We start from the raw sequence: 12363 nt of genomic DNA on the forward strand, positions 1-12363 counted from the left end.
ATGGTAAAGAGAATTACCAAAACTAATCCTAATCTCATAGAATTAATAGGGAATCTTAAGAAAAAATCTAATGCAGAAGAAGCAGCCATTTGGAAGGATTTGGCTCGAAGATTAGAAAGATCCACCCGTAGAAAAGCTCAAGTAAACTTATCAAAGATCAACAGAAACTCATCTGATGATGAAACTGTTTTAGTTGCAGGAAAAGTTTTAGGCAGCGGGGACCTGGATCATAAAGTACAAGTTGTAGCACTGAGCTTTTCAAAGATGGCTCAGGAAAAAATAGAAAAAGTAGGCGGAGAATGCTTGGATATAAATACCATACTGGAACAAAACCCTAAGGGTAGCAATATTCGAATCATCGAATAAAGCAGTAGGTATTAAAAATTAACGTGGTGTTTTTATGATTATCGATGGAGAAGGACACATCTTAGGGAGGCTGGCCAGTGTGGTTAGTCAAAAACTCCTTGACGGAGAGAAGGTGGTAGTTCTCAATGCTGAGAAAATAATTATCACTGGCTCAAAGGATTGGGCTTATGCTAGATACAAACAGAGACTCGACCGAGCAAGTATTTCCAACCCTCGTAGTATGGGTCCTAAATACCCTAGAAGGCCTGAAGATATATTCAGAAGGACTGTAAGGGGAATGTTACCTTACCGGAAGACTAAAGGTAGGGAAGCTTTTAAGGGACTGCAAGCTTATGTAGGAGTCCCCCGAGAATTTAAAGATGAAGAAATTTCTAAAGTTTCACAAGCAGAAGTAAAGGCTGTTAAGAAAGGTATGGAACTGGGAGAAATTTCAAAATTACTAGGAGCTAAGTTCTAACTTAATTAATAGTTGGAAGATTAGATTATCAGGATGTGTAACGATGAAAAAAGTTGTTCATACTAGTGGAAAAAGGAAAACTGCTATTGCTAGAGGGACATTCCACGAAGGAAAAGGTAGAATTAGGATTAATAAATGTCCTGTGGAACTCTACGACCCTGAATTAGCTCGTCTGAAAATAACTGAACCATTGACTTTAGCTGGGGATGTTGTCAACGACGTTGACATCGATGTTAAAGTTGTTGGTGGAGGAGTTATGGGACAAGCTGAAGCTGCCCGTATGGTTATTGCCAAAGGGTTAGTGCAGTGGACCAATGATATGGATTTAAAAGAAAAGTTCGTCCAATACGACAGAACAATGCTGGTAGGTGACCCTCGGCGTTCAGAACCTAAGAAATATGGTGGAAGAGGCGCTCGAGCCAGAAGACAAAAGAGTTATCGATAATTGCATATTTGAATGGTTATAATTTTTTTAAAATTATAATCTTTTTATTAGATAAACTTGAGATATTTTTATCTTCAACCAAAAAACAAAAAAAATCGTTGGTTTGTTATGATTCCTATAAGATGTATAAGCTGTGGTAAAGCAGTATCAGCATATTTTGATGAATATCAAAAAAGAACTGCAGAAGGAGAAGATCCAAAAGTAGTCTTGGATGATATGGGTGTAACCAGATACTGTTGCAGAAGAATGTTAATTGGCCATGTAGAAACATGGTAAAGGGGACCGTAGGGTAGCTTGGTCCATCCTCCCAGCCATTGAATTAAATTTCTAAATGAGTAGTTTATTCAACTGGAACGGGGATGGTCAACACCGGAACGCTGGAGACCCGAGTTCAAATCTCGGCGGTCCCATTACTTTAATTTATTATAATAATCTATATTTTATAATTCTCAATAATAACCGTTAATTAAATAAATGAGAATATGAATAGGAGATAATGGAGGAGAGATTTTATGGCAAAATTAACCCGATTTGAAAAAGCTAGAATTATCGGTGCAAGAGCTCTTCAGCTTTCTATGGGCGCAAAACCTTTAGTTGATGTGCCAGAGTCTCTTGATCCTATAGACATAGCATCTTTAGAACTAAAAAAGAGAGTAATTCCTTTAGATATTCATAGGGAATAATACAGAACTTTTTTTTAGAAATAACCATATATTGAAGACCACTAATAAACCACTAATTAACCACTATTTTTTTACAAAGAGGTGTTTTTGTGGATAGCGTTATTGAAGACGTACGAGTACGTAAAATTTTAGACAGTAGAGGAAACCCTACTTTGGAAGTAGATGTTATAACCTGGAATGGTTTTGGGAGAGCCGCTGCACCCAGTGGTGCCAGTACTGGTTCTAGAGAAGTTGTAGCATTTCCAGAGGGTGGGGTAAATAAAATAATAGGTGATGTGGAAGATATAATATCCTCTGAACTTATTGGAATGGATGCCGAAGACCTGCAAGATATTGATATGGTCCTAAAGGAGATTGATGGAACAGAAAACCTTGCCTCAATTGGAGGTAACACTACCGTAGCTGTTTCCATGGCTGTGGCTAAAGCAGCAGCATCTTCATATAATATGCCTCTTTACAAGTTTTTAGGCGGCAACATGCAAACAGAAATACCCTATCCATTGGGTAACATGATTAATGGTGGAGCACATGCTGGTAAGCATGCACCGGATATTCAAGAATTTCTGATAGTGCCTGTTGGTGCTAAAAACATTACTGAAGCAGTATTTGCTAATTCTAATGTTCATAAAAAATTAAAAGAACTCATTCAATCCAAAGATACAACTTTCACCGGCGGAAAAGGTGATGAAGGAGGATGGGCCCCTAATATCTCAAATTATGATGCTTTAGAAATACAAGCTCAAGCCTGCGAAGAAGTTGGAGATGAAATGGGCATATCAATTAGGCCTTGTCTTGATATGGCTGCCAGTGAAATGTGGGATGCTTCCCAGAAAAAATATATTTACACCCAGGAAAACATTGCCCGGGATACTGGTGAACAAATAGAGTTCGTTAAAGAAATCATAGAGACATATGATATGTTATATGTGGAAGATCCACTAGACGAAGCAGATTTTGCAGGATTTGCAGATTTAACTTCTAAAGTCGGTGATAAATGTTTAATCTGTGGTGATGACCTTTTTGTTACCAATAAACAAATATTACAAGAAGGAATTGATATCAAAGCTGGAAATTCCATTATAATTAAACCTAACCAGATAGGAACTCTAACAGATACATATGAAACTGTAAAGCTGGCCAAAGAAAACCAGTATGTTCCTGTAGTATCGCACCGATCTGGAGAAACCACTGATGAAACTATTGCTCATTTGGCGGTAGCATTTTCTGCACCACTAATAAAGACTGGAGCTTTAGGTGGAGAAAGAATAGCCAAGTTAAATGAGTTAATACGTATTGAAGAAGAAGTTTCTAATCCAAAAATGGCTCAATTAGAGCTATAATCTTGATAAAAAAACTACAATTTTTCAAATTATTATTCAGGATTAGGGTACTGTTTAATATCATATGATATTAAACTCCATCTTTTATTTCAAAGGCGATATTATGGTAAAAATTATCATTGATTACGATGAATGTGATGGAGCAGACTGCGCAGAATGTGTGGATGTTTGCCCCATGGAAATTTTGATAATTGATGGGGATAAAGTAGTCGTTCAAAATAAAGAAGACTGCAGTTTATGTGAAGTATGTATGGACGTTTGTCCACACGAAGCAATAGATGTAAAAGAAGATTAATCTTCTTAAAATTAAATTAATTAAAAATTACTCTTATCTAAAAAATTAGATTACAGAGGCAACAGTAAATAAAATGAGGTGATAATTTGTCAGAACTTTTAATTCCACTGGACAAATACTTAGCAGCTGGTTTACACATTGGAACCCAACAGAAAACTGGAGATATGGAAAGATACATTTACAGAGTAAGATCCGACGGTTTATATGTACTTGATGTACGAAAAACTAATGATAGAATCATCGAGGCATCCAAATTTTTAGCAAAATATGATGCGGACGATATATTAGTTGTTTCAACTCGTCAATATGGACAGGCTCCTGTAAAAAAATTCGGAGAAGTGACTGGAGCAAAGACCATTCCAGGTAGATTCATTCCAGGAACATTAACTAATCCTAATTACGCTAAATTCATAGAACCTAAAGTATTAGTTGTAACTGATCCTAGATCTGATTCCCAGGCAATCATTGAAGCTAGACAAATAGGAATACCTGTAATGGCTTTATGTGACACTGAAAACTTGCTGGGCAATGTGGATGTAGCTGTTCCTGTTAATAACAAAGGTAGAAAAGCAATTGCTTTAGTTTACTGGTTACTAGCAAGACAATTCTTAAGGGAAAAAGAAATACTCAAAGAAGATGAAGATCTGGACATTCCAGCAACTGAATTTGAGTTAAAAATATAATTCGAAACTATAATTAATAATTAGGGATATAAGTTAAATTTAGTTTAACTAATTGAACAAAAATCATACCTATGTATATGGATTATATGACTGTGATTTTATGATAAGAAAACCTGCTGTAGCAGGAATTTTCTATGAAGGCGATTCTGCTTTACTAGAAAAAAGAATTGAGTGGTGCTTCCAGCATAGCTTGGGACCGGGTAAACTTCCAAAAATTGGAAAGTCCCGCAGTATCAAAGGAGCTGTAGCTCCCCATGCGGGTTATGTTTATTCGGGACCAGTAGCAGCTCACTCTTATTATAAAATTATTGAGGATGGCTTTCCTGAAACATTTATTATTTTATGCCCCAACCATACTGGTATGGGTTCAGGAGTATCTCTTTTTCCTGAAGGAGAATGGATAACTCCCCTAGGCACGGTTCAAATAGATGAAGAATTGGCTGGGGATTTAATAAATTCAGGAATTATTGATGCAGATTCAACTGCCCATTCTCAAGAACACAGTTGTGAAGTTCATATCCCCTTTTTACAGTATTTTAAACAGGATTTTAAGATAATACCTATTTCCATGTGGATGCAGGATTTAGAAACAGCACAAGAAATAGCTAATTCAATAATTAAGACTACTAATGCATTAAAACGAGATGTAGTCGTCATTGCTAGCACTGATTTTACACACTATCAACCAGCATCAATTGCACTATCTAATGATTCTCAGGTAATGGATGCTATATCTAAAATGGATGAAAAATTGATGTATGAACGTGTTGCAAATCTTGATGTTTCCATGTGTGGGTATGGTCCGGTAGCAACCACCATAATCACATCAAAACTTATGGGGGCAACTAAAGGGGAAATTTTAAAATATGCCACCAGTGGGGATATTACTGAGGATAACTCTTCTGTAGTAGGATATGGTTCCATCGTATTTGAATGAAGATGTTTTCAGCTTTAATCATATTCGCACGGGTTCTATAGGCTAAAATCCAGGTTAAACAATTTTCATGATTAATATCTGTACATTATACTATTGTAATATCCATCTATAAATGGTGAATAAATGAATTCTACAGCTTCTGCACCGGGCAAAACCATACTTTTCGGGGAACATGCTGTGGTTTTCGGCAAACCCGCTATTGCAGTTGCCGTAGATAAAAGAGCAGAAATAACGATAAATAAATCTCAAAATCAATATACTACTATAAAGTCCAAAGATCTGGATTTTTTAGCAGAAATAAACCCTGATAATTATTATTTAAATCTAAAAAAAGGAAAATCAGGTATTATAAAATATATTTTACAATCATTATTAATCAATCATGATGGATCTCCACTGGATGTGGACCTAAAATTAGATATGCCAATTGGAGCGGGTTTAGGATCATCAGCAGCTGTTACTGTAGCCACATTAGCTGCACTTGATAATTACCATGATAAAAAGATCAACATCCCTCAAATTGCCCAAAAAGCACATCAAGTAGAAATTGAGGTGCAGGGTGCCGCTAGCCCATTGGATACTGCCACCAGTGCTTATGGCGGTTTAATATTTTTATCTGGCGACGGAATAGTATCAATCATTAAATGTGATTTAGAAGACTCACTGGTAATAGGATATACTTCCAGCAGAGGAAACACTGGTGAAATGGTGGCGGGTGTTAGAAAAAGGAGAGATAATAACCCTGAAATAATGGATCCAGTCATAGATTCCGTGGCGAAAATTACTGAAAAGGCAAAAAAAGCCTTAATTAACGATAATAAAAATGAATTAGGGGAACTAATGAATATAAACCATGGTCTTTTAGATGCCATGGGTGTTAACACCAGGGATTTATCGGATATGGTGTATTTAGCACGGACTGCTGGAGCTTCTGGCTCTAAAATTACTGGTGCTGGGGGTGGAGGAAGCATAATTGCTTACTGCCCTGGAAAGGTTAATGAAGTATTGGGCATTCTAAAACAAAACGAAAACGCAATTAAAGCAGATTTTGCCACAGAAGGCGTGGTGGTCCATTAATTAAGTGGTTTACCGCTTAATTATATGAAAACTGGATGAACCGGTGTAATCATGATAATTCTAAAACTTGGCGGAAGTATAATAACAGTTAAAGGAGCGGAATCTCCCACTATTGATAAAGATAATTTAAATAGAATATCCCGTGAAATAAAAAACGGAATTAAAAAAGACTTAATAATAGTGCACGGTGCAGGGTCATTTGGACACCCTTTTGCCAGAGGATATGAAATTGGGAATCCTATTACATCAGAAGAAGAATTTGAAAGGAAAAGAATAGGCTTTTCTCTTACTCAGAGCTGGGTTAAAAAACTCAACACCCTTGTCTGTGATGCATTTCGAGAACAGGGAATTCCTGCAGTCTCAATACAACCATCATCATTTATAATCACCCACGGAAAAAGGATTGAAATCGCAAACCTGGATCTGATAATTGAATACCTTAACCAGGGATTTGTCCCGGTAATCTATGGGGATGTGGTACTGGATACTGATGAAAATATTAAAATGGCAGTCTTATCCGGCGACCAGATAATTAATCACCTGGCCATTAATTTAACACCCACCAGAGTAATTCTTGGTACAGATGTAGACGGAGTTTTTAATAAGAATCCTAAGAAGGATTCGGGTGCAGAATTAATCGAAAAATTCACCTCTTTGAATGATCTGGACTCTTTGGATACCACCACCAATATTGATGTAACTGGGGGAATGGTTGGTAAACTCAAGGAATTGCTGCATTTAGCAGAGGCGGGCATTGAATCAGAAATTATAAATGCCGGAAAAGAAGGTTTAATTGAAAAGGCTCTTAATGGAGAAGAAGTTTTTGGAACTACAATTAAAAGCACTGGAAATAGAATTAACTAATTTATCACAATCATAATATATTATGCGGGAGGATTTGTCCTTAAGGACAATTAATAATTCATTTAATAAAGTAATTTATAAAAAAGGGCGTTAAAAAAATGATTTCAGATAGGAAATTAGAACATTTATTGTTATGTGCACACTGTGATGTGCAGTATAAAAACAAAACAACAGGTTTTGAAGATATTGAGCTTATTCACAGAGCCATACCTGAAGTAAATAAAGAAAAAATAGATATATCCACAGAACTTTTAGGAAAAGAAATGGAAGCACCGATAATTATATCTGCTATAACTGGGGGACACCCTTCATCATTAGCAATAAATCGAGAACTATCCATTGCCGCAGAAAAAATGGGTATAGGTATCGGATTAGGTAGCCAGAGAGCTGCAGTAGAGAACCCTGAACTGGTATCTACTTACACCGTGGCAAGAGAAACTGCACCATCCACTCTTTTAATTGGAAATATTGGTGCTCCTCAGATAGAATATGCTCCTCAAGCTGTGGAAATGATAGATGCTGATGCATTGGCAGTTCACTTGAACCCACTCCAGGAATCAATCCAACCTGAAGGAGACATAGATGCCACCGGCTATCTGGAATCTATTGGCGAAATTGTAAAATCAGTTGATGTCCCGGTAGTGGTCAAAGAAACAGGCACTGGTATCTCAAAAGAAGACGCACTATCCCTAGAAAGTAAGGGGGTAGATGTTATTGATGTAGCAGGGGCTGGTGGAACTAGTTGGGCTGCAGTAGAAACTTATCGTGCAGAAGATAGATATTTAGGAGAATTATTTTGGGATTGGGGTATTCCTACAGCTGTAAGCACAGTTGAAGTAACTCAATCTGTTAATATTCCAGTCATAGCTTCCGGGGGCATAAGGAGCGGTTTAGATGCTGCTAAAGCTATTGCTTTAGGGGCTGAATCTGTTGGAATTGCATTACCTGTTTTAAAAGAAGCTTATATTGGATATAGAGATGTAATGGGTGTTATAAAACGATTACAAGAATCATTAAAAGTAGCAATGTTTTTAGTGGGTGCTAATAACTTAGATGAATTAAAAGAGTCAAAATTAGTTATTAAAGGCAGCACTAAAGAATGGCTACAGGAAAGGGGCGTTGACACAAAAAAATACGCGAGGAGGACGTAATTTGAGCGTTGAAGTAATAGCCGTAGGTGGATATGAAGAAGTTGGAAAAAACATGTCTGCCGTTAAAGTAGGCGATGATGTAGTAATTTTTGACATGGGTATCCACCTGGATAGATTACACATTCATGAAGACACTGATATTTCAAGGATGCACAGTCTGGATTTAATTGAAAGAGGCGTAATCCCTGATGATACATTAATGAAAGATGTGGATGGAAAAGTCAGGGCCATAGTATTCACCCATGGGCACCTGGACCATATAGGTGCTGTAGCTAAATTAGCCCACAGATATGGGGCACCTATAATAGCCACTCCCTACACATTATCTCTTATAGAAAGTACTATTAAGAGCGAAAAGAAATTTAAGGTATCCAATCCATTACAGGTTTTAAATCCTGGTGAAAAACGTCAAATATCACCAGACATAACATTAGAATTTATTAATACTACTCACAGTATTCCTCAAACAGTTATAGCAGCCCTTCACACTTCGGAAGGTATAATAGTATATGCTAATGACTTTAAGTTTGATAATCACCAAAAAATTTCCCCACCAACGGATTATCACCGTTTGAGAGAGTTAGGTAGGAAAGGTGTACTAGCTCTTATTGTAGAAACTACGAGGGCATCCGAAAAACAGGAAGTAAAAACCCATTCTGAGAAGGTGGCGCGTATTGTCCTGGAAGACATTATGAAGGCCCCTCTCCAGGAAAAGGATGGGGTGATAATCACTACTTTCTCATCCCACATAGAAAGGATCCAGGCCATAAGTGATATTGCAAAACACAGTGATAGGCAGATGTTGCTTCTGGGCAGATCAATGGAAAGATACTGTACTCTGGCTGAATCCATGGGTATTTTAAAGTTACCTTCAAATGCCAGTATTTATGGTAGCCCGAAAGCTGTTAATAAAGCACTATCTAGGGCTGAAGATAAGAGGGATGAATATTTATTGATTACCACTGGACATCAGGGTGAGCCAGATGCACTTTTACCTCGTATAGCGAATGCTAAGACTCAATTTAATATTAAAAGAGGAGATAATGTAATAATATCTGCCCCGGTCATCCCTAACCCTATGAATAAAGCTAACCGTAATTTGATGGAACGCAGGCTGAGCTCCAGTGGAGCTAGGATATATACCAATGCTCATGTTTCAGGTCACGCCGGAAGGGAAGATCACAGGGACTTTATTCGTATGCTGAATCCAGTACACATTGTTCCATCTCACGGGGATTTACATATGCTGGCAGCCTATGCAGAAATTGCTGAGGAAGAGGGATATAAAATGGGTAATGATGTTCACGTACTGAGAAATGGACAAGCACAAGTTTTTAATGGAGGGATTTGATGAGTGATGTATTAAAAATTCTAAAAAAATATTCAGAAAGTATAGATGATGAAATTAATGAAGCACTGTCAACTATAAGTCCTGCAGAACTTAGAGAAGCGTCAAATCACCTTACTAAGGCGGGTGGTAAAAAATTAAGACCTTCTTTAGCAGTATTAAGTAGCGAAGCTGTGGGTGGAAAATCAGAGTATGCTCTTAAAACAGCAGCAGCCATAGAATTGATACACACTTTTTCCCTAATCCATGATGATATTATGGATGAAGATGATATGCGCCGGGGAAAACCGTCGGTACATGTACTGTGGGGTGAACCCATGGCCATATTATCTGGTGACATAGTATTTTCAAAGGCATTTGAAACTGTAATCCGGACCAAAATTAATGACTCATCATACGAAAGGGTTAATGAAGCTCTGGGTGTGGTAGTGGATTCATGTATTAAGATATGTGAAGGCCAGGCTTGTGACATGAGTTTTGAAGAAAGATTAGATGTTAATGAAGTAGAATACATGGACATGATCTACAAGAAAACCGCTGCTCTTATTGCTGCCGCCACCAAAGCAGGGGCAATAATGGGTGGAGGAAATTCAGAACAGGTAAAAGCATTAGCTGAATATGGTAAACTGATCGGATTAGCCTTCCAGATCCAGGACGACTACCTTGATGTGGTCAGTGATGAGGAATCTCTAGGTAAACCCGTGGGTAGTGACATTATTGAGGGGAAAATGACCTTAATGGTTGTTAAGGCGTTAGAAAGGGCATCTGATGTGGATAAGAAAACATTACTCGACATCCTCAAAGAAAAAAACCCTGACCGTGTACAGGAAGCAATAGATATATTTGAAAAATATGGTTCCATTCAATATGCTCATGATGTTGCCTTAGATAATGTAAGGAAAGCCAAAGAACTACTAAATATATTGGATGATTCTGAAGCTAAAGATGCACTTATTTTGATTGCTGATTTTGTGCTGCAAAGACAGCACTAAAAAAAATATTATTTTTAATTTTTTATTCTTCTACATTGAGTGATTTTATGAATGATTTAGAGAAAGTTGTTTACAAATACGCCTTGATTAACGCAGTTAAACATAATGGAAAAGCTCACAATGGAGCAGTCATAGGATCCATCATGAGCAATGAGAGCGAACTTCGAAGAGAAGCTAAAACTATTTCTAAACTAGCAGGTGAAATAGTGGAAAAAGTCAATGCCATGGATCCGCAAAAACAAATCGCTGAACTTGAAAAAACCGGCGGTCAAGTAGAAGAAAAAAAGAAAGTTGAGGAAAAAGGATTAGGGGAACTACCTGAAGTTAAGGACAACGTAGTGTTGCGTTTTGCACCTAACCCCAGTGGACCCCTGCACATTGGCCATGCCCGAGCAGCAGTTTTAAACTCAGAATATGCTAAAAAGTATAACGGTAAACTGGTTCTGCGTATAGAGGACACAGATCCACGAAGAGTGCACATGGATGCTTATGAAATGATCCCTGAAGACCTTTCATGGATGGGTGTAGAATGTAATGAAACATTTATCCAAAGTGACAGAATCCCTATTTACTATGAATACGCCCAAAAAGCCATAGAAATTGGCGCAGCATACATGTGCACCTGTGATGGTGGGGACTTTAAAAAACTAAAAGATGAAAAAATCAGCTGTCCCTGTCGTGATTTGCCAATCGAAGAAAATCTCCGTAGATGGGAAGAAATGTTCGCCTTGGATCAAGGTTCAGTAGTTTTAAGGATAAAAACAGATATAAAACATAAAAATCCAGCTATACGTGACTGGGTGGCTATGAGAATCGTGGAAGATGAACACCCGAGAATCGGTAAAAAATATAAGGTTTATCCTATGATGAATTTCTCAGTAGCAGTAGACGACCATTTAATGGGTGTAACTCACGTACTCAGAGGAAAAGACCATCTAGCCAACTCAGAAAAACAAGAATACCTTTACAATCACATGGGATGGGAAATCCCGGTATTTATTCATTATGGTAGATTAAAAATGGATGATGTTGCTTTAAGCACATCCCAAGCCCGGGCCGGCATTGAAGACGGAACATATTCTGGATGGGACGATCCACGATTAGGAACCATCAGGGCCATTGCTCGAAGAGGGATACAAGCAGATGCCATAAAAGAATTAATGTCAGAGATTGGTGTGAAAATAGCTGATGCCACCATCAGCTGGAAGAAAGTATATGGTTTAAACAGGAACATATTGGAAGAAACTGCCAATCGGTATTTCTTTGTTGCAGATCCTGAAAAAATAGTTATACAGGATGTTCCAGAAAGTGCTCAAAAAATTGTGGAAAGACCACTGCATCCTGATTTTTTGGATAGGGGCGATAGAAAAATCCCATTTAATGGAAAAGTTTATCTATCAAAAGATGATCTAAAAATGGGAAAAATCATACGACTCATGGATGCAGTCAATGTTAAGGTAACGGATAATGGCGCTATATTTCACAGTGAAAGCTTTGAAGAAGCACGTTCTATAAAGGCCCAGGCAGTACAGTGGGTGCCTGTTGATGATAATGTTCCTGTAGAGATAGTAATGGACGATGCATCCATAATTAAAGGTTGCGTTGAACCAGCGGCCCGATTACTTAAAGTTGAGGACGAGGTACAACTGGAAAGATTCGGCTTTGCTCGGGTTGATGAAATAAATAAAGATAAAATAAGATTCTACTTTACACATAAATAACTAG

At 37.6% G+C, this 12363-nt stretch carries 15 protein-coding genes and 1 tRNA gene; all 16 read left to right on the forward strand.

The window, feature by feature from the left end; all coding sequences use genetic code 11:
* The 16 genes from MXE27_RS05225 (at position 1) to MXE27_RS05300 (ending at position 12359) form a co-directional block, all read left to right on the forward strand.
* Complete coding sequence (locus MXE27_RS05225) at positions 1-366, forward strand: 50S ribosomal protein L18e (protein WP_248611350.1); 366 nt, start codon at positions 1-3, stop codon at positions 364-366.
* A 34-nt stretch (positions 367-400) separates the two neighbouring features.
* Positions 401-823, forward strand: coding sequence for a 50S ribosomal protein L13 (locus MXE27_RS05230; protein ID WP_248611351.1), 423 nt, complete (start codon positions 401-403; stop codon positions 821-823).
* A gap of 43 nt (positions 824-866) precedes the next feature.
* Complete coding sequence (locus MXE27_RS05235) at positions 867-1268, forward strand: 30S ribosomal protein S9 (RefSeq protein WP_248611352.1); 402 nt, start codon at positions 867-869, stop codon at positions 1266-1268.
* Positions 1269-1376: 108 nt separating this feature from the next.
* A complete protein-coding gene (locus MXE27_RS05240) occupies positions 1377-1544 on the forward strand; it encodes a DNA-directed RNA polymerase subunit N (protein WP_248611353.1) in 168 nt (55 codons plus the stop codon).
* A 2-nt stretch (positions 1545-1546) separates the two neighbouring features.
* Positions 1547-1678 (forward strand) — tRNA-Pro (locus MXE27_RS05245).
* A 102-nt stretch (positions 1679-1780) separates the two neighbouring features.
* Positions 1781-1951, forward strand: a complete 171-nt coding sequence (locus MXE27_RS05250) for a DNA-directed RNA polymerase subunit K (RefSeq protein ID WP_248611354.1) — start codon at positions 1781-1783, stop codon at positions 1949-1951.
* 89 nt (positions 1952-2040) lie between these two features.
* A complete protein-coding gene (gene eno / locus MXE27_RS05255) occupies positions 2041-3291 on the forward strand; it encodes a phosphopyruvate hydratase (RefSeq protein WP_248611355.1) in 1251 nt (416 codons plus the stop codon).
* 103 nt (positions 3292-3394) lie between these two features.
* Positions 3395-3586: a 4Fe-4S dicluster domain-containing protein gene (locus MXE27_RS05260; RefSeq protein WP_248611356.1), complete on the forward strand. Its 192-nt coding sequence runs from the start codon at positions 3395-3397 to the stop codon at positions 3584-3586.
* Between the two features lie 86 nt (positions 3587-3672).
* Entirely contained in the window at positions 3673-4269 is a 597-nt protein-coding gene (rpsB, locus tag MXE27_RS05265) for a 30S ribosomal protein S2 (RefSeq protein ID WP_248611357.1), read from the forward strand.
* A gap of 100 nt (positions 4270-4369) precedes the next feature.
* A complete protein-coding gene (locus MXE27_RS05270; protein ID WP_248611358.1) occupies positions 4370-5206 on the forward strand; it encodes an MEMO1 family protein in 837 nt (278 codons plus the stop codon).
* 123 nt (positions 5207-5329) lie between these two features.
* Positions 5330-6283, forward strand: a complete 954-nt coding sequence (gene mvk / locus MXE27_RS05275) for a mevalonate kinase (protein ID WP_248611359.1) — start codon at positions 5330-5332, stop codon at positions 6281-6283.
* Between the two features lie 51 nt (positions 6284-6334).
* A complete protein-coding gene (locus MXE27_RS05280; protein ID WP_248611360.1) occupies positions 6335-7147 on the forward strand; it encodes an isopentenyl phosphate kinase in 813 nt (270 codons plus the stop codon).
* Positions 7148-7245: 98 nt separating this feature from the next.
* The gene (gene fni / locus MXE27_RS05285; protein ID WP_248611361.1) at positions 7246-8298 is read left to right on the forward strand and encodes a type 2 isopentenyl-diphosphate Delta-isomerase; all 1053 of its coding nucleotides are present in this window, start codon (positions 7246-7248) and stop codon (positions 8296-8298) included.
* A gap of 1 nt (position 8299) precedes the next feature.
* Entirely contained in the window at positions 8300-9649 is a 1350-nt protein-coding gene (locus MXE27_RS05290; protein ID WP_248611362.1) for an RNase J family beta-CASP ribonuclease, read from the forward strand.
* A complete protein-coding gene (gene idsA, locus MXE27_RS05295; protein ID WP_248611363.1) occupies positions 9649-10638 on the forward strand; it encodes a short chain isoprenyl diphosphate synthase IdsA in 990 nt (329 codons plus the stop codon). The genes MXE27_RS05290 and idsA overlap by 1 nt, the downstream gene beginning before the upstream one ends.
* A 47-nt stretch (positions 10639-10685) precedes the next feature.
* On the forward strand, positions 10686-12359 hold the full coding sequence (locus tag MXE27_RS05300) for a glutamate--tRNA ligase (RefSeq protein ID WP_248611364.1): 1674 nt from the start codon (positions 10686-10688) through the stop codon (positions 12357-12359).
* The last annotated feature ends 4 nt before the right edge of the window (positions 12360-12363 follow it).

The sequence above is a fragment of the Methanobacterium alcaliphilum genome (assembly GCF_023227715.1).
Lineage (GTDB): Archaea > Methanobacteriota > Methanobacteria > Methanobacteriales > Methanobacteriaceae > Methanobacterium_E > Methanobacterium_E alcaliphilum.